General features: G+C 67.4%; 14 protein-coding genes and 1 pseudogene. 7 read left to right on the top strand and 8 right to left on the bottom strand.

Annotated features, from left to right (window positions below):
• Nucleotides 1–14: 14 nt before the first annotated feature.
• Nucleotides 15–869: pseudogene (locus SMD14_RS04470) on the top strand (alkene reductase); the annotation flags it as partial.
• Between the two features lie 217 nt (nucleotides 870–1,086).
• Here SMD14_RS04470 and SMD14_RS04475 read toward each other — a convergent pair.
• Nucleotides 1,087–1,404: a hypothetical protein gene (locus SMD14_RS04475; protein WP_157238978.1), complete on the bottom strand. Its 318-nt coding sequence runs from the start codon at nucleotides 1,402–1,404 to the stop codon at nucleotides 1,087–1,089.
• Between the two features lie 131 nt (nucleotides 1,405–1,535).
• Between SMD14_RS04475 and SMD14_RS04480 the strand changes: the two genes are divergently transcribed.
• The gene (locus SMD14_RS04480; RefSeq protein WP_321215459.1) at nucleotides 1,536–3,947 is read left to right on the top strand and encodes a Tex family protein; all 2,412 of its coding nucleotides are present in this window, start codon (nucleotides 1,536–1,538) and stop codon (nucleotides 3,945–3,947) included.
• 115 nt (nucleotides 3,948–4,062) lie between these two features.
• Nucleotides 4,063–4,383, top strand: a complete 321-nt coding sequence (locus SMD14_RS04485; protein ID WP_157238977.1) for a hypothetical protein — start codon at nucleotides 4,063–4,065, stop codon at nucleotides 4,381–4,383.
• Here the strand turns inward: SMD14_RS04485 and SMD14_RS04490 are convergent.
• The 4 genes from SMD14_RS04490 to SMD14_RS04505 form a co-directional block, all read right to left on the bottom strand.
• Nucleotides 4,380–5,087 (bottom strand): DUF2071 domain-containing protein, encoded by a 708-nt coding sequence (locus SMD14_RS04490; RefSeq protein ID WP_321216219.1) that lies wholly within the window; start codon nucleotides 5,085–5,087, stop codon nucleotides 4,380–4,382. The two genes, SMD14_RS04485 and SMD14_RS04490, sit on opposite strands and share 4 nt — an antisense overlap.
• Before the next feature lie 108 nt (nucleotides 5,088–5,195).
• Nucleotides 5,196–5,591, bottom strand: coding sequence for a DUF1622 domain-containing protein (locus SMD14_RS04495; RefSeq protein WP_321215460.1), 396 nt, complete (start codon nucleotides 5,589–5,591; stop codon nucleotides 5,196–5,198).
• Between the two features lie 71 nt (nucleotides 5,592–5,662).
• Nucleotides 5,663–6,523, bottom strand: coding sequence for an SDR family oxidoreductase (locus SMD14_RS04500; protein WP_321215461.1), 861 nt, complete (start codon nucleotides 6,521–6,523; stop codon nucleotides 5,663–5,665).
• Nucleotides 6,524–6,526: 3 nt separating this feature from the next.
• Nucleotides 6,527–7,447 (bottom strand): MSMEG_6728 family protein, encoded by a 921-nt coding sequence (locus SMD14_RS04505; RefSeq protein ID WP_157238974.1) that lies wholly within the window; start codon nucleotides 7,445–7,447, stop codon nucleotides 6,527–6,529.
• Nucleotides 7,448–7,603: 156 nt separating this feature from the next.
• Between SMD14_RS04505 and SMD14_RS04510 the strand changes: the two genes are divergently transcribed.
• Nucleotides 7,604–8,194, top strand: coding sequence for a hypothetical protein (locus SMD14_RS04510; protein ID WP_157238973.1), 591 nt, complete (start codon nucleotides 7,604–7,606; stop codon nucleotides 8,192–8,194).
• 182 nt (nucleotides 8,195–8,376) lie between these two features.
• On the opposite strand, the gene SMD14_RS04515 is transcribed toward SMD14_RS04510, so the two are convergent.
• Both SMD14_RS04515 and SMD14_RS04520 read right to left on the bottom strand, forming a co-directional pair.
• Nucleotides 8,377–9,012 (bottom strand): transglycosylase family protein, encoded by a 636-nt coding sequence (locus SMD14_RS04515; protein WP_321215462.1) that lies wholly within the window; start codon nucleotides 9,010–9,012, stop codon nucleotides 8,377–8,379.
• Nucleotides 9,013–9,183: 171 nt separating this feature from the next.
• Nucleotides 9,184–11,760 carry an excinuclease ABC subunit UvrA gene (locus SMD14_RS04520; RefSeq protein ID WP_321215463.1) on the bottom strand — a complete coding sequence of 859 codons (2,577 nt, stop codon included), beginning with the start codon at nucleotides 11,758–11,760 and terminating at the stop codon, nucleotides 9,184–9,186.
• A gap of 48 nt (nucleotides 11,761–11,808) precedes the next feature.
• Between SMD14_RS04520 and SMD14_RS04525 the strand changes: the two genes are divergently transcribed.
• From SMD14_RS04525 to SMD14_RS04535, 3 genes are all read left to right on the top strand, one after another.
• Nucleotides 11,809–12,873, top strand: a complete 1,065-nt coding sequence (locus SMD14_RS04525; RefSeq protein WP_321215464.1) for an adenosine deaminase — start codon at nucleotides 11,809–11,811, stop codon at nucleotides 12,871–12,873.
• A 254-nt stretch (nucleotides 12,874–13,127) separates the two neighbouring features.
• Entirely contained in the window at nucleotides 13,128–14,057 is a 930-nt protein-coding gene (locus tag SMD14_RS04530; protein ID WP_321215465.1) for a glycosidase, read from the top strand.
• Nucleotides 14,058–14,165: 108 nt separating this feature from the next.
• The gene (locus SMD14_RS04535; protein ID WP_321215466.1) at nucleotides 14,166–14,525 is read left to right on the top strand and encodes an acylphosphatase; all 360 of its coding nucleotides are present in this window, start codon (nucleotides 14,166–14,168) and stop codon (nucleotides 14,523–14,525) included.
• A 38-nt stretch (nucleotides 14,526–14,563) separates the two neighbouring features.
• On the opposite strand, the gene SMD14_RS04540 is transcribed toward SMD14_RS04535, so the two are convergent.
• On the bottom strand, nucleotides 14,564–18,214 hold the full coding sequence (locus SMD14_RS04540; protein ID WP_321215467.1) for a TM0106 family RecB-like putative nuclease: 3,651 nt from the start codon (nucleotides 18,212–18,214) through the stop codon (nucleotides 14,564–14,566).
• Nucleotides 18,215–18,219 lie beyond the last annotated feature (5 nt).

Genomic DNA, 18,219 nt, shown 5'->3' on the forward strand with positions numbered 1-18,219 from the left:
CCCCACGAACCGCGAAGAGCCAGGTTGCCGGCTGGAAGAAGGTCACCGACGCCGTTCACGCCGAAGGAGGCCGCATGTTCGCACAGATCATGCACGGCGGCCGCGTCTCGCACCCGGACATCACCGGCGGGCTCGCGCTGGTGGCTCCCAGTGCCGTCGCCATCGAAGGCGAAGTCCGCACGCCCCTTGGCAAGCAGCCCTACCCGGTGCCGCATGCGCTCACCACGGATGAGCTGCCCATGGTGATCCAGGAGTTCGTGAACGCGTCGCTCAACGCCATCGAGGCCGGCTTCGACGGCGTCGAACTGCACTCGGCCAACGGCTACCTGCTGCACGAATTCCTGGCGCCCAACTCCAATGTTCGCGACGACAGCTACGGCGGCTCGCCCGAGAACCGTGCCCGGTTCGTCATCGAAACCGTGAACGCCGTGGTGGCCGCCGTTGGCGCCAACCGCGTGGGCATCCGCATCTCCCCCGAGCACAACGTGCAGGGCATCGCTGAAACTGATGCCGCCGACGTTCGTGCCACGTATGAGGTGCTCGTGGACAGCATCGCACCGCTCAACCTTGCCTACCTGAGCATCCTGCACCACGAGCCGTCCGGGGAGCTGGTCCAGGATCTCCGTGCCCGCTTCGGCGGGACCTTCCTGGTGAACACCGGATTCGGCGTGATCACCACCCGGGATGAGGCCGCGTCCCTGGTGGCAGACGGTCTCGCCGACGCCGTGGTGGTGGGCCGCCCCGCCATCGCCAACCCGGACCTTGCCCGCCGCTGGAAGGAAAGCCTCCCGCTGAACGAGCCGGACCCGTCCACGTTCTACGCCGACGGTGCTCAGGGATACACGGACTACCCCGCCTACCAGAACTAGAACAAGGCTTAACGACGACGGCGGCACCCGGCTTTGGGTGCCGCCGTTGCTGGCTGCGCGGTGTGCTGTCCCGGCAGCTGGCGCCGAAGGCCATCCGACGGCCTCCGGATCACACTGTTAATTTGGCCCGCCGGGCCCTCAGGGATGCCGGCGGTGATCAGATGCTACTCCATCGAATGGACTTTTGCTAGGCCTGATTTTCGGCAAGCGCATGCCGCTAAAGCACGGCCTCCCGGCCGGTTCCTTCCCTCATCACCAGCCGGCCGTCCTCGATCGAAACCAGCACGCTTTTAGGCTTGCCGGTGACCTTTGTGATCGCCTTAAGCCCCCGGTTGGTCACCTCCACGCCCACCTGCGCGCCCTTCGCCGGCAGCTCCACGGACACCTCGTTGGCAATGCCCAGAATCGGGTTGGTGGACACACCGAGGTCCCGCCGTGCTTGTTTGCCGTTGACCGTCACGGTGATGTTGGCCTCCTCGAACCCCTCCTGAAAGACGATAAGCAGTTCCCGCATGGTGGCCTCTTCCTCGAGCATTGGGCGCTTGTGACGGCACCTCCACTACAGCACTTTGCGGGCGGGAGCGGAATACCTTTGCGGGCCGTGCCGGTAAGCCTGCTGCTGAATCGGCAGTGGAGCCGGGCAAGCCCGTAAGGCAAGATGTTCTGGTGACTCAACTGCCGCAGGCCCCGTCCGCTCCCTCCCCGTCCACGAAACCGGACGATGCCATCTACTCGCAGATAGCCGCAGAGCTGGGTGTCAAGGCCTGGCAGGTGAAGGCGGCTGTTGAACTGCTCGACGGCGGATCCACAGTGCCGTTCATCGCCCGCTACCGCAAGGAGGCCACGGGGACGCTCGACGATACCCAGCTCCGCGAGCTCGACGAACGGCTCCGCTACCTCCGCGAACTTGCCGACCGCCGTCGTTCGGTGCTCGACGCGATCGAAGCGCAGGGCCAGCTGACTCCCGAGCTGGCGAAGGCCATCCTCGCCGCGGACACGAAGTCCAGGCTTGAAGACATTTACCTGCCGTTCAAGTCCAAGCGGCGGACGAAGGCACAGATTGCGCGGGAAGCCGGCCTGGAGCCCCTGGCGGATGCCCTGCTCAAACGGCCGGACCTGGACCCGGAACGCGAGGCCGCCAAGTACCTCAACTCCGGGCACGCCATCGCCGACGCGGCTGCGGCCCTCGCCGGGGCACGCGCGATCCTTGTTGAGAGGGTGGCCCAGGACCCTGACCTCGCGGCCACCCTGCGCGAGCGGCTGTGGACGCAGGGCCGCATGGTGTCCCGCGTGAAGAAGGGGAAGGAAGTCGAGGGCCAGAAGTTCGCCGACTACTTCGAGTTCGCCCAGGCGCCCGCCGGGATGCCTTCCCACCGCGTCCTTGCATTGCTCCGCGGCGAGAAGGACGGCGTCCTTGAGCTGGACCTTGCCGAGGCAGATCCAGCGGACGACGACGGCCTGGCCGCCGCGCGCTCGCGGTACGAGGCCGCGGTGGCCAGGTGCCTCGGGGTCACCGACCGTGGCCGTCCCGCCGACGCGTGGCTGGTCCAGACTGCGCAGGTGGCGTGGCGGTCCCGGGTGCTGTCCCGGCTGACCGCGGATCTCCGCGGCAAAATGTTCGCTGCCGCCGAGGATGAGGCCGTCCGGGTCTTCGCCGCCAACCTGCGCGACGTGCTGCTGGCCGCCCCGGCGGGGAACCGGGCCACGCTCGGGCTGGACCCGGGACTGCGCACCGGCGTCAAAGTGGCTGTGGTGGACGGCACCGGCAAGGTGGTGGCCACCGACACCGTCTACCCGCATGCGCCCGCCCGGAAGTGGGACGAAGCATTGGCAACCCTGGTGCGGCTGGCGCGGCAGCACGCCGTCGAACTTATCGCCATTGGCAACGGCACGGCGTCGCGGGAAACGGACAAACTCGCGGCGGAGCTGATCAAGCGGCTGCCGGAAGTGGACCGGAAGCCGCAGAAGCTGGTGGTGTCCGAAGCGGGTGCGTCTGTCTATTCGGCCTCGGCCCTGGCCGCTGCTGAGCTGCCGGGGATGGACGTGTCCCTTCGCGGAGCGGTCTCCATTGCCCGCCGTCTCCAGGACCCGCTCGCCGAGCTGGTGAAAATCGACCCGAAGTCCATCGGTGTGGGCCAGTACCAGCATGACGTGACGGCCTCGAAACTGGACCGCAGCCTGGACGCCGTGGTGGAGGACTGCGTGAACGCCGTCGGCGTGGACGTCAACACCGCCTCGCCCGCGCTGCTCAGCCGCGTGGCCGGCGTCGGGCCCTTGCTGAGCGAAAACATTGTGGCCTACCGGAACGAGCACGGCCCCTTCGCCAAGCGCACGGACCTGAAAAAGGTGCCGCGGCTCGGTGCCAAGGCGTTCGAGCAGTGCGCCGGCTTCCTCCGGATCACCGGGGGAGCGGAGCCGCTGGACGCATCCAGTGTGCATCCGGAGTCCTACGCGGTGGCGCGTAAGATCCGGGCTGCCGCCGGTTCCGCGCCGGCCTCCTCCCTGGACCCGCGCGACTTCGTGGACGATACGTTCGGCCTGCCCACGGTGCAGGACATTCTGTCCGAGCTGGACAAGCCCGGCCGGGACCCGCGTCCCGCGTTTGCGGCCGCGACATTCTCCGAGGGAATCGAGAAGATCTCAGACCTCAAGCCCGGAATGGTGCTGGAAGGAACGGTGACCAATGTTGCTGCGTTCGGCGCGTTCGTGGATGTGGGCGTCCACCAGGATGGCCTGGTCCACGTCTCGGCGATGGCCAACCGCTTTGTTTCCGATCCGCGGGAAGTGGTTAAGTCCGGCCAGGTGGTGCGGGTGAAGGTGCTGGAGGCGGATCCTGACCGGAAGCGGATTTCGCTGACCCTGAGGCTCGACGACGAACCCTCCGTTGGAGGGGCGGGCTCGGGGCGCGCCGGCAACAGTTCACGAACCCAGGGACGCGGCAGGGAGAAGGGCGGAAATCCCGCACGGAATATGCCATCGCCGGCCCGCTCGTCCGCGGCCCCGGCGCCTGTTAGGAAGGAAGCCCCTGTCAACACGGCCATGGCTGAGGCGTTGCGGAAGGCCGGCCTGGACAAGTAGCCGCTTCCCTGACGGTCAGGCGAGGGCAGCGGTCGGTTGACGTGGGAAGACACGTCCGGAGCGGCTCGGCCTCGGCCGACTTTCGGCGGCAGGGGGTTTCTGCAAAGGTTGCTTCATGACTTATTTCCTGGAGTACACGATTCCCGCCGCGCCCGACGAAGCCGAGTTTGAGTTTCCCTATGATGAGATCAACCCCGGGACCACTATTCCGTTGTCGGAGACCGATGCGGAGGTGGTGCACGCCCCGGAACTCCCGGCCAGGACCGGCATCGTCGCTGCCACCGTTCCCGAAGCGAAGCTTGAGGCTGAGCAGCTGATCCTGCACAGCCGGGCTTCTGAAGGTTCCCTCTACTTTGACCCGTCCAATTCCCTGCAGGCCGGAGTTGGAACGCTCGTTGCCACGTTCAGCGAAGGCCGGGGCTGGCAGGACGCCTAAGTGCCCGCAGGCTGGCCGGGGCGCCCCACCAGCCTTGGCCGTCCGAACTGGGTCCGCACGCCAGGCGAAAACAGGACAGATTCAGGCGGCCCGCTCACCCTGATACCCGCTGAAGCAATCAGTTCATCCTTCACATGGTGCAGCGTGGCAGAGCACAGCGGCCATGGCTCGTGGGTGTTGGGAATGTAGATGCTCCGTCCCCCGAATACGCCGTGCATGCCAAACCTTGCCGTCAGAAAGACCGATAACGGGTCGTCGACGGCGGCCCCGGGCTGGGGTACGACGACGAAACTGCTCCGTGCCCCTTGCCCGAAGCGCCTGACAGAAAAGCCGGGGGCGTCATTGCCCGGCGAGTCCGGCTCCGCCTGCGAATACCGGATCCGCGACCACACGTAGGGAATTCCCGCTGCCCGGGCCGCCAAAACCACTGGCAGCCGGTCCGCGTCCAAGCTCAGGAAGACCACGCCCCGGGTTCCGTCGGGTTCCCGCGAGTAGAGGCGCACATTGACTTCATTGAAGCTGCCCAGATACGGGATCCGTGGGCCGCGTCCAAATCCGGCGTTCTTCATGCGGAAACCGATAAGCCCCACCCACGAACTGCCGTCGAAGACGTCCGGCTGCACTCCAGGGGGCATGAATCGGGCAGCTACGCTTTCCGGGAGGCGCCAGTGAAGGAAGATGGCGTCGGCCCACCGCTGGTCCATGATGCGGGGCAGTGGAAGCTCAGGCGGGGTGGGCCAGAGGCCGGCGGCGGTTGGATGGGTGTCCACGTGCGAAGCCTACCGGAGGCTGCCGGCCGTTCACGCTGGCGCTTATTCGGCGGCGGCGCCCGCAGGATAGCGGGCCTCCCGGGACTCCTTCTGCCACGGCCAGCGCCCGGTGATTTCCAGCTCCAGCGAGAAACTGAGGAACGTCCGGATCAGAACGATGACGGCGAGAACGCCGACACTTTCGAAGGTTGGGGTGACGGCGACCGTGCGGATGATGTCGGCGGCCACCAGCAGTTCAAGGCCCAGGAGGATGGACCTGCCCAGCAGCTGCCGGTAAGAGCGGTACAGAGTCAGCTTTTCGGCGCCGGCGGGCAGTCTGCGGGGCTGGTGGCCGCGAAGCGCGAGGGGGATGGAGATGAGCGCCCCGACCACCATCACGGCCACCCCCGCAAAATCGACAAATTCGCCGACCGTTTCAATGATGTGCCGAAAATCCATGGTGTATGCCTTCCTATGCGCCCGAGGCCAAGCTGCCAGCCTAAGCGCCGGCGCCGGTGTGCGGCCGCAATCTATGGGTGGCGTACCCCGTTGCCGGCGAGGATGTCCCGGTAGCCCTCCCGGAAAGAGGGGAACGCGAATTCGAACCCCGTGCTGCGCAGCAGGTCGTTGCGGCAGCGCTTGTTGCCGCCTCGTGCGGGCCCGGCATCACCCACTGGCGGCTCCGCAAGCCCCAGCTCCGCGGCGAGGAAGCGCAGCACCGTCCCCAGATCGGCGGGGTCGTTGTCCACGCCGACGTAGACTGGGGCCGGTTCTGGAGGCACGGTGGCCAGGTGGACGATGGCGGCAGCAGCGTCGTCGCGATGGATGCGGTTGGTGTACCTGCTATCTTCCGGAACCACGGCGGTGCCGCCCCGGACTTGGTCGATCAGGCGGGTGCGGCCAGGTCCGTAAATGCCGCCCAGCCGGAGGGACGTCGCCGTGGTAGCCGTTTCGCTGAATGCTGCCTGCAGCAGCTGCTCCGCTTCCAGCAGGACGCGGCCGGAAAACCCGCCGGGGCGGGGAGACGTATTTTCATCCACCCAGCCGCCCCCGGCATCGCCGTAAACCGCCGTGGAGGAAACGAAGAGCACCCGCTGCGGCCTCACGCCGTCGCGTTCCAGGGCATCAAGCACATGGGTGAGACCGTCCACATAGGCGGCCCGGTAGGCCTCTTCTGTTGGCGAGTCGGCAGCTACCGCTATGACGACGGCGGTGGTGTCCGCCGGGACGCGCGGCAGGCCGGGTGCGCTCAGGTCCGCCGCAACACCTTCGATGGCGGCCGGCAGTTTGGCGGGGGAACGGCGCCAGCCCACAACGCGGTGGCCAAGGGCGTGGAACCGCAGCCCGGCTTCGGTCCCCAGGTCACCGCAGCCGGCTAAAAGGATGGTCATTCTTTACGGCGCCTCAACCGGGAAGAACACGCGCGGGTCCTGGAGAAGGGCCGGGTAGGCAAAGGCGGTGCGGTCAATGATTTCAGTAACGGTGAAATTCCTGCCGAACCGGCCGTCCTCCAGCGTGATGGGCCGGCCCACCACCTGTCCGACCGCGAACTTCGCGCCGTGCTCGAACGGAACGGCCACCGGGGTTTTGCCCGGCAACGTCGAGAACGCTTCCTCCTGTGCGAGGCGCTTGCGGGTTGGCTTCTTGACCAGCTGCCTGGGCGGCGCCTTCCGGGGCTGCCGGGAAGGACGGCGGGATCCGTCGTCCAGGAAGACAGGGGAGTAGTCATCGTCGCCAAGAACCGCCGCCGCTGCGGCCGCGGAGCTCCGGCTCACCGGCGGAAGCGCCACCGTGTTCAGCGTCTGGGGGTCGACGTCGTGGTGCGGTGAACGGAGGATCCACAGAATGTCGCCCTCGGGCTCCTGCGGCAGGAACTCATGCTTGGGCTCCGGCCAGATGTAGTCCATCTCGGGGATGGCATCGGCGAACACTGAGCTGTAGAACTTCGGTTCCTTGCGCACCAGCTTGGAGCGGTGGCTGAGGTGGAAGTCAGCATCCCCAAGCCACGGCGGCATCGGAATCTTCGCCGCATAGTCCGGGTGGGCGGCCTGCGGTGCGAACTCGGTGATGTTCGCCCGGGTGTTGTCGGGGTGGCCGCGCTTGGTCCACTCATCCACCATTGCCAGGCCGTACATGGTGAGGGCCGGCACGTAGCCCATCCACATCCGGATGGCCGGGTGGGTCTGCCAGCCGTATCCCGGAAGCACCAGGGATCGAAGCGTCTGCAGCGCCTCGACGCGCTGCTTGCCCAGCCTGGCGGTGTCCAGGGCGGCGGCGCTCTGCCGGAAATCGGGGTACGGAAGGAAGGTTTGCATCTCTTCAGTCTGACGGCACCTGGCGGATGTGCCAATTGCAGTGCCACGGGCCACATGGGGAGGTCCTGGATGTTCACATCGTGGACGCATGCATACGACGGGGGCCTCCAGGCACTAAGATCACCGCAACCACCCCAGCGTTTTGGAAGCTCACTCATGACATCAACAGTTGAAAAAACCACCGGAACCACTCCAGCCTTCGTGCCCCGCTACGGTCAGATGCTAAGTCCGGAAGCAAAGGGCATCCTGGTCCTCGACGAGTTCACCATCGATCCTGCCGCAGCGCGCAAAGAGCAGCACCGCTTCCGCGACGGCATGGCTGCGGTCGCCCGGACCATGCGCCGGATTGCCGCCCTCCGCGTGGTGATCGCGATTGTAGCCATCGGGAACCTGCCGCTGTTCCTGCTCTCCAGCGGCTGGTGGATCTACGCCGTGTCGCTCACCCTCGTGGTGGCCGTACACGCGGCTGTTTCGTGGCTGAACCGCCACGAGCCGCGGCTCAAGCAGCGCTCCGCCCTGGAGCTGCACATGCACCGCGAACGCAGCGCCAACTACCGCAAGGTGCGCGACGCCGTGAAATACATGATCGACACCCCTGCGCGCATGAACGAGCACCTCTACCTGGAACTGCTCGCCGCAAAGCGCGTCGCCCTCAACCTGGCCCACGGCACCGTCGCCCTGCTGGACACCAGCGACGACTCCGCCTGGAAGGTACGGATCGTACGGGAGCTGCCGGCCGCCAGCTGACCTGCCAGGCGGTGCCTGTAAGAATTAAAGAACGACGCCGGCACGTCCCTTATGGGGGCGTGCCGGCGTCGTTTTTTGGTCAACGGAATTTGTCTATCGCCGACCTGTCTGGGGTGCCCCTGGGGGCTGGCGCCTCGCCGTGACTGGGCCCGCGGCGACAAGCCGCAGAGCCCATGCAGCCACTACGCGGGGAGCTGGAGGACCTGCCCCTCGAATACGAGGTTGGGATCAGAAATGGTGTCCGTGTTGGCGTCGGCAAGGTGCTGCCAGCCGCCCTCGACGCCAAGCTTCTGGGCCACGATGCTCAGGGTGTCGCCGGCCTGCAGCGTGTAGGTCTCGCCGCTGAGGGCCACTGTTGTGGCATGCTTTGCCACCGGCGCCTGGGCCACGGGCGCGCTTTGGACCGGAGCGGTTTGCGCGGCCTGGACCGGAGCGCTCTGGACAGGCGTTGCCTGGACTGCCCCGGTGGCGCCGCCGCTCAGGCCCAGCTGTGCGGCGCAGGACGGCCAGGCGCCCCAGCCCTGCGAGGCCTGGACCTGCTCGGCTACGGCGATCTGCTGCTCGCGGCTCGCGTCCGCGGCTGAACCGGTGCCTCCGTAGGCAGCCCAGGTGGTGGGGCTGAACTGCAGGCCGCCGGAGTAGCCGTTTCCGGTGTTGGTGGCCCAGTTGCCGCCGCTCTCACACTGCGCCAAGGCGTCCCAGGTGGAGGTGCTGGTGGTGGCGCTGGCCGCCGTCGCCGAGAGCGCCAGGCCTGCCGCGGAGATGGCGGCTACAGTGGCCCCGCGGCGCGCGGCAGTACGGAATTTGGTGTTTTTCATGATGGTGATGCTCCTGAAGGCCACCTGCGCTGGTTCCGTCCCCGGAGATCATCGCGCCACTGCCCGCCCCTGACGAATAGAGGTCACTTTCGGTGTCTGCCTGCTGGGCAGTTGTGGTGGAGGCAGCACCGGGCATTCCTTGGCCCGCCAGCAGCGGGCATGCTTTTCACGCTAGGACATCACCGGGGCGTTATCAAATCGAGATTTTCCTGGGTGTTGGCTGGTGGTTGCCTGACCGAGCGCGGCGGCCAGGTAGGAAGCGGTGCGGCTGCGGGTGGAACGTGCGACGGCGGCAGGCGTCCCGGCCGCCATGATCTGCCCGCCCTTGTCCCCTCCTGACGGTCCAAGGTCGATCACCCAATCTGCCCCCGCCACCACTGCCATGTCGTGCTCGACCACCACCACCGAGTTTCCGGCATCCACCAGGCCGTGGAGCTGGGTCATCAGCAGCTGCACGTCGGCAGGATGCAGTCCGGTGGTCGGTTCATCGAGGAGGTAGAGGCTGTGGCCGCGCTGTGCCCGTTGAAGTTCGGTAGCGAGCTTGATGCGCTGCGCCTCGCCGCCGGAGAGCTCGGTGGCCGGCTGCCCCAGCCGCAAATAGCCGAGGCCCACGTCCCTCAGGCTTTTGAGGCTCCTCGCGGCAGCAGGGATGCCGGCCAGGAAATCGGAGGCGGCGTCCACCGTCATGGCCAGAACCTCGGCGACGTTCAGGCCCCGGTACAGCACCTCAAGCGTTTCGGGGTTGTAGCGGGACCCCGCGCACTCCGGGCACGGGCCGTAACTGCCGGGCAGGAAGAGCAGTTCGACGGCGACGAACCCCTCGCCCTGGCAGGTTTCGCAGCGCCCGCCAGCCACGTTGAAGGAGAACCTCCCGGCGCCGAAGCCGCGGGCCTTGGCCTGCTCCGTGGCGGCGAATTCCTTGCGGACGGCGTCGAAAAGCCCGGTGTAGGTGGCCAGGTTGGAACGCGGGGTCCGGCCGATGGGCTTCTGGTCCACAGTCACCAGGCGGTCAATGCGGTGGCCGCCCAGGACGCTTCCCAGCTCCAGGGGCTCCGCGGCCCCGCCCTGCTCCACCGGGGTCCTGAGCCCGGAGCCGACAGCCTCGCCCAGGACTTTGCCCACAAGAGTGGACTTGCCGGAGCCGGACACCCCGGTGACTGCCGTCAGCACGCCCAGCGGGAACTCGGCATCCAGCCCGCGCAGGTTGTGCCGGGTGATGTTCTTCAGCTCCAGCCATTCCTCCGGCTCCCTGGCCCCGCCCGAACTGGAACCGCCGTGCGGGACGGAGCCGCCGTCGTCGAACAGGAAAGGCCTGGTCACTGACGCCTCGATTGCGGCGAGCCCGTCAACCGGTCCGCTGTACAGCACCTCGCCGCCGCCTTCGCCGGCCCGCGGGCCCACGTCCACCAGCCAGTCGGCCCTGCGGACCACGTCCATGTTGTGTTCCACCACGAATACCGAGTTGCCGGACGATTTCAGCTGCTCCAGCACTACCAGCAGCGGCTCCGCGTCGGCCGGATGAAGCCCGGCGGAGGGCTCATCCAGCACGTAGATCACACCGAACAGGCCCGACCGCAGCTGTGTGGCGATCCTGAGCCGCTGCATCTCGCCCGGCGACAGGGTGGGGGTGGCCCGGCCGAGCGCCAAGTAGCCGAGCCCGAGGTCCAGCAGGACCGTGATCCGCTGCAGCAGGTCCCGGGTGATGGCCACCGCCACCTCGTTCGACTCTCCGGAAAGCTGCCTGCGGGAGGCCGTGCCGGCGTCGTCCAGTCCAGCGGTGGGACGGACAACCTCGGCCAGCTCCACCATGGGGAGCCCGTTCAGTTCCGCGATGGTCCTGCCCGCAAACGTGACGGCCAGGGCCTCGGGCACCAGCCCCGTCCCGGAACAGCGGGGGCACGGCCCGGACTCCATGTAGGCCAGCACGCGGTCGCGCATGGAGGCGCTCTGCGAGTCGGCCAGCGTATGGAGGACGTAGCTCCTGGCGCTCCAGAACCGCCCCTTGTACGGTTTGGCCACCCGGTCGCGCTGCGGAGTCACCTCCACCACCGGCTGCTCCTCCGTGAAAAGGATCCAGTCGCGGTGTTTCCTGGGCAGCCTGCGCCAGGGGATGTCGACGTCGTAGCCCAGGTGGGTGAGGATGTCCCGGAGGTTTTTCCCCTGCCAGGCGCCGGGCCAGGCGGCGATGGCGCCGTCGCGGATGCTGAGTGACGGGTCCGGGACCAGCGAGGACTCGGTGACGGTGTGCGCGACGCCCAGTCCATGGCATTCCCGGCAGGCGCCGGCGGCCGTGTTGGGGGAGAAGGCATCCGAGTCCAGCTGGGTGGAGCCTGCCGGGTACGTGCCCGCCCGGGAGAACAGCATGCGCAGGGAGTTGGAAAGCGTGGTGACGGTTCCCACCGTGGACCGGCTGCTGGGCGCGCCGCGGCGCTGTTGCAGGGCGACGGCGGGCGGAAGCCCGCTGATCAGCTCCACCTTGGGGTTGTGCCCCTGCTGGATCAGGCGGCGCGCGTACGGGGCGACGGACTCGAAGTAGCGCCGCTGGGCCTCGGCATAGATGGTACCGAACGCCAGGGAGGACTTGCCGGACCCGGAGACGCCCGTGAACGCCACGATCGCATCGCGCGGGACGTCCACGTCAACGTTCCGGAGATTGTTTTCCCGGGCTCCCCGGACCCGGACAAAGCCGTCGGTGGCGGGGGCCGGAACCGGGTACTGCAGGTCATCAGCGTGCTTAGCGTTCTGCATTGGTTCGACTCTAGTGGTGATTCCGGCGCTGGGCATTATCCTGACCCGATGGATAACTTTGCCGGCGGCACTGCCGTGCCCGAAACAGAACTGGACGCAGCAGAGCTTGAAGTCCCCGCCAGGATCCTTCCGGTGGCCGAGCTGCACCTTCACATCGAGGGAACCCTCCAGCCCGAGCTGATCTTCGCGCTCGCAGAGAGAAACGGCATCGCCCTGCCGTACGCAAGCCTGGACGAACTCCGGGAAAGGTACGAGTTCACGGACCTGCAGTCCTTTCTGGACCTGTACTACGCGAACATGGCGGTGCTGCAGACCGAACAGGACTTCGCCGACATGACCCGGGCCTACCTGGAGCGGGCTGCTGCTGCCGGAGTCCGGCACGCCGAAATCATGATGGACCCGCAGGCCCACCTCTCGCGCGGGATTTCCCTGCAGACCTGCGTCAACGGTGTGGCTTCCGTACTGGCAACGTCGCAGGAGGACTTCGGGATTTCCACCCTGCTGATCGCTGCGTTCCTGCGCGATCTGTCCGAGGACTCGGCACTGGAAGTGCTGGACAGCCTGCTGGCCATGAACGCACCCATTGCCGCCGTCGGCCTGGATTCCGCCGAGGTGGGCAATCCGCCGTCGAAATTCGAGCGGCTCTATGACAAGGCACGCGAGGCAGGCCTGCGGCTGACGGCGCACGCCGGCGAGGAGGGACCGCCGTCGTACATCATCGAAGCCCTGGACATCCTGGGCGTGGAACGCATTGACCACGGCATCCGCTGCATGGAGGATCCGGACCTGGTGGAGCGCCTGGTAGATGCGCGGATTCCGCTCACCGTCTGCCCGCTGTCCAACGTCCGGCTCCGGGCCGTGGACACCCTTGCCGAGCATCCGCTGCCCGCAATGCTCGCGGCCGGGCTGAACGTGTCCGTCAACTCGGACGATCCCGCGTACTTTGGCGGCTACGTGGACGACAACTTCGCCCAGTTGGGGGCGGTGTTTGAGCTGTCCGACTTCGACAAGGCCCGGCTGGCAGCGAACTCGATCCATTCGTCCTTCGCCTCCGAGGAACGGAAGGCGGAACTGCTGGAGGAACTGAACAGCGGCGAAGTGGCGGGCGCCTAACGTGTCCCAGGCAACAGCCGCTGGTGAATCCGGCTAATATAGGTGCCGCAGGCGTGTCTGGGAAGTGCAATGTCGCACCCATGTCAGCGCTCAAGGGTTGTGCAGTCAGCCCGTTTCCCGAGACCTCAGCCTCATTTGTTGGGATGTCCGCTTAATAGTCGGTCACGACACGCATTGTTAACCATTTCAAGTCGCGCGATTTAACCGGCAATTGGCAAGATGCCTATGACCGATCGCTTTTATAAAGGGGAACCATGGCCAAGTCCACCGCAGAAAACACCTTCCTTCGCCTCAAGACCGTGCTGGATGTCCTGACCGAAGGCGTGTGGTCAGGCGATGCACTGAACGCGGGGCAAGTCCTCGCGGAGGCTACGGCACGCGTGCCGTTCAACGAGCACGAGGCCGAACTGCTCAGCGGCGGGATTCCCCGCGGCCACAAGACGCTCACCTCGGCCACCGCAAAGCTGGTCAAGGCCGGCTGGCTGGTCAAGGGCCGCTCCGGCTGGACCATCACTGACGAAGGCATGCGCGCAACGGTTGCCTTCCCGGACGCCGTGTCCTTTGCCACCGCGCTCGACGCCGGCACTCCAGTGCCGGCCGATGTCCAGGTTCCCACTGCTCCCGAGGGCTTCGTGCGCAGGACCACCGCGGTCCCCGAAACGGCAGCCCCGGCAGCCGTGGCCGCCGACGCCAAGAAGGCTCCCGCCAAGAAGACCCCGGCAAAGAAGGCCGCCGCCGCCGTGGGCAAGGCAGCCAAGGTGCTCGAGGACGCCGTCGAGCCCGTGGTCAAAGCCGTCCGCACCCGCAAGGCGCCGGCCAAGGCAACTGAAACCGCTGCACCCGTGGCAGCGGAGCCGTTCGAGGACGCGGATGTTGAGACGCACCCGCAGCCCGAGGCGGTGGCCGTAGCCGGCGACTTCAACACGATCCTGGGTGCTCCGGAGAACTGGGCACCGCAGTACGACGAAGCCCAGATGGAGTTCGACTTCCTGGACCAGCTCTGGAAGAAGAGCACCGAACTGCCCGCCGGCTTCTACACCTTCAAGATCGCCCTCAACCGGTCCTGGGATGAGAACTACGGCGCGTTCGGCGTGTTCGACGGCCCCAACCACGAGCTGCACCACGCCGGCGGTCCGGTCACCATCCGCTACAACCACAGCACGCGCGACATCACCATCAACTAACTCCCGTGCCCCCTCCCAACTAGGTAGCGCCATGTCGTTTTGGACGCTCAAAACGACACTTACTGCTACCTAGTTGGGAGGGGACGGCACTGACGGAGGGGAGGCACCATGGCACGGCACGCAGGTCCGTCATCCGGGGTGCCCGATCCTTCTGAGGGAGCCGCCTCATCCGACGCAGCCGCGTCATCCGAGGCGGGTTCGGTGCGGCTGACGGCCCGGGTTTTTGGGGTGGTCCAGGGGGTGGGCTTCCGCTACCGGACTATGGGCAAAGCGGAAGAGCTTGGCCTCACCGGCGAGGTGAAGAACCTTGCCGACGGCTCGGTCGGCCTGGTTGCCGAGGGACCCCAGTGGAAAATCAACGAGCTCCGGACCTGGCTGAATTCCGAACGCACCCCCGGGCGTGTGGAGCGCGTGGAGGACTCCATCTCCGCGGCCGAGGGAAACTTCCGCAGCTTCCGGGCGCGCTGAGCCCTGCAGCTCCGTGCTCAATTCCGTGCTCAATCGGCTCAATCCCGCGGGCTGAGGCCGATGAAGGCGCCCAGCTCTTCCAGCGCGGCGGGCTTGTGCGGCATGTAGCTGGTGAGCTCGGGGGAGCGGATGATCACGGCCCGCCATTGCCCGCGTGACACGGCCACATTGATCCGGTTCCTGTTAAGCAGGAACTCAGCTCCCCGCGGCGCCTCGGCCACGGCGGAGCAGGCCATGGATACGAGTACAACGGGCGCTTCCTGGCCCTGGAACTTGTCCACGGTCCCCACCCGGACATCCGGCAGCCCGGCTTCCTCCAGGGTTTTCCGGACCAGGTGGACCTGGGCGTTGTAGGCGGCCACCACCAGCAGGTCCTGCTGGTCGAGGGGCCGTGCCTCGCCCTGCGCCCCCGGCGTCCATTTCAGCCCAAGGTGCCGCCGTGCCTGGCGGACCACCTCCGCCGCCTCTTCCCTGGACGCTGTGGTGTTGCCGGTATGCTCCACGAACACGGTTTCGACGCCGGGTGGCAGCTCCTCGAGTTTCCGCTGCGATGCTGCCGGGGCGGACTGCAGCTTTCCTTCGTAGCTGAGCCCGGAAACTGCGCGGCACAGTTCCGGGTGCATCCGCCAGCTGTCGGCCAGGAAGTAGCCAAGGCTGGCAGGCAGGGTGGCGTGTCCCGCGGCCAGCCAGCCCAGGGCGGACTCGTCCACGGGCTCCGGGTGCGCGCCCTGGGTGACCTGTGGCAGCTGCTGCGGATCGCCGAGCAGGAGCAGCCGCTTGGCGGCCCGGGAAACGGCAAGGGTGTTGGCGAGCGAGAACTGCCCGGCTTCATCGATCACCAGCAGATCCAGGGAACCGGCGGGGACTTCCTTGCCGGTCATGGTCCACGCCGTTCCGCCCACCAGGCAGCCGCCGGAGGACGCAAGCAGCCGGGCGACGTCGCCGTCCCTGCCGGACTTCCAGGGAACATCGTGCGGGGACGCCAGCTTCTTGGCTACCGCCGCCGGGTCAACGCCGCCGGCGGCAATGGCGCGGCAGAGCAGGTTCTCCACCACGTTGTGCGACTGGCCCACCACGCCGATCTTCCAGCCTTCTTTCACCAGCCGGCCGATGACGTGGGCCCCGACGTACGTCTTTCCCGTGCCCGGCGGCCCCTGCACGGCAAGGTAGGAACGGTCAAGGTCCCGGAGGGACGCCGTGATGGCCGCAGCGTAGTCCGCGCTGCCATCGGTGTTGTGGGGCACGTCCACGGGCCCGGCCAGGGTGCTGAACCGCGGGGGCTGCTTGCGCAGGATGTCCAGCCCGGGTTGCGCCGGGAGCGAAGGAACGGACGCTCCGACGGTGGCGGCGATCTCCGCGATCGCAGCTTCGATGCTCGCGGTGGCCAGCGGCTGGTCCTCGGTGAGGGCCACGGGCAGGTGCGGGTAGGCGGCAACCTTCCCCGACTCGCGCTCGGCGATGGTGACGATGGTGTGCTCCGGGTCGTCAGGCGCCGGAGCAAGCTCGCTGATCCTCGTCCCGAAGGCGTAGGCGCGTGCTCCGGGAGCAGCGTCCGGGGCGGCCATGCCCTCCGGCGGCGGTGCGTCGTAGAGCCGGCACCAGGTGGAGTCTGCGCGGAAATCGGACCCCTCGGTCATGGTGCCCCGGAGCCGGAGTACCCGCGTCCGCATGCGCTCCCGGGGCTTGGCCAGCGCCCAGTCGGAGGTGACCTCGGCCGAGGACACCACGAACACGTTCCGTTGGTCCGCCCAGTTCTCAAGCGGTGCTTCCACGCGGTCGAAGTGCTGCCACCAGAACTGTTTGCGCTCGCGGCGGTGGTAGCCGGTGGCGGCGGCCACCATCGCGATGGCGCGTTCGTCGTCGGTCCAGGGGCGGTTGTCCGGAAGATCTGCCAAGTACCCGCGCAGCCGGGCCTCCGCCGGACTTTCCTCGGGGACAGGCCGCTGTTCCGGCGCTGGCCGTCGTTCGGCAGCGCCCTGCCCTTCGGCAGCGCCCTGCCCTTCGGCTGCGCCCTGGCGTTCCGGGGGCGCTGCGGCCGCTGCGGCCTGCGCCCCCACCTCGCGCAGCCAGTCCCGGAGCCGGAGCGTGGACAGGCAGTCGTAACGGTTGTAGTCCGAGATGGACGCCAGGACCTTGTCCGCTTCCGCCATGTTCCCGGCATCGCGGGCCGCGCAATAGGCGGCGTTGGCCACCACCGAGGCACCCGCGTCCGTCACGTCCCCCGAGCGCAGGTTGTTGCCCATATAGAGCGGCTCCAGTTTCTTGATGGAATACGAGGGCTCGGAAATGCGCAGCGAATGCCGGACAGTGGCGTAAAGATCCACCAACAGCCCTTCCCGGAGCCAGCTGTCCACTGTCTCCTCCCCGGCCTGGTGCGCCAGCGAGAGGTTGCGGAGTGCCGTCTTTTCGTACGGTGCGTAGTGGTAGACGTGCAGGTCCGGATACCGTGCCCGGCGTTCCTCCACGTAGCCAAGGAAAGCCAGGAAGGCGCGGCGCTCCCCGGACCTGGAGTGCGCCCAGAACGGGCGGAACACCGGGTCGCCGTGGTGGCCTGGAGCCGGTGCCTCGACCACTCCGAACAGGTATTCGATGCCCCAGGCTCCGGTGGCGGGATCCTGCCAGAGGGGGTCTCCCTCGAAGTCGAAGAAGATGTCCCCGGGGCTGGGAGGCGGCAGTGACCCGATGGTGTTCCCGGGCAGGACAGTGAACGCGACTGTGTGCGGCTGGCCGTCCTTGGTGAACGTCCGGGAGCCCGCGACGGCGTCCAGCCCCAGCTGCATTCGGGCCTGCGACCGGAGCCGGGCCACGGAATTCCGGGCGTCCCCGGCAGGCATCGCCGCAAGTTCGTCGATAGTGATGATGCCGGCGGCGTGCAGTTTCTTTCGCTGCACCACCGACATCCCTGCCACCATCAGGAGGTCCCGGTGCAGCTGCACCTGCTCGGCGCAGTAATCGCACCGGCCGCAGTGGACGATTCCCGGCTGCTGCCACCTCACCGTGGCGCCAGCCTCCCTGTGGTGCGCAACCAGTTCGCGGAAACGGCGCCGCCGTTCGCGGAAAACAGGCAGCAGGTCCGGAAGCGAATGGCTGCTGCGGAGCCAGTCCTCACCTATGCGTGTGCCCAGCACCAGCGTGACCACTGGTGAGGGCTCAATGCCCATCCCCAGCAGCTGGTCCCCGTACGCCGCAAGCTGCAGCAGCGCGCCCACCTTGGCGTGCCGGGCGAGTTTGGTGTCCCAGACCTCATAGCGCCCGGGGTTTCCGGTGCCCGCGGCTTCGTTGACCAGGAAGTCCGCGTAGCCCAGGAACTCGCCGTCAAAGAACGTGGCCTGGAAGACCACGTCCGCCCCGGACCGCAGGGCGAGCTCTGTTTCGGCATGCTTGGCCTGCAGCTCCCCGCGGCCGTTCCGGCCACGATCAAGGGAGTACACGCCCGCACCCCGGCCGGCATCCCATTCGCCGTACTTGGCAAGCAGGCTGGCCAGGACGGTTTGCTCGTGCCGGTCGCCCAGTTCGCCGGCGCGGACCTGCATTTCGTCTGCGGGAAAGACCGCCTTGGGGGAGCGGCCCAGTTTCTCGTCCAGGACCCGGAGCGTGCGGTACTCACACTCGCTGGCGGCCACAAGGTCGCTGGCGGAAAACACCAGGTCCGGCGGCGCGCCGGCCGCAGCAGCTTCAAGCAGGAACACGGAGC

The sequence above is a fragment of the Pseudarthrobacter oxydans genome, assembly GCF_034258515.1.
In the GTDB taxonomy this organism is placed as follows: Bacteria; Actinomycetota; Actinomycetes; order Actinomycetales; family Micrococcaceae; genus Arthrobacter.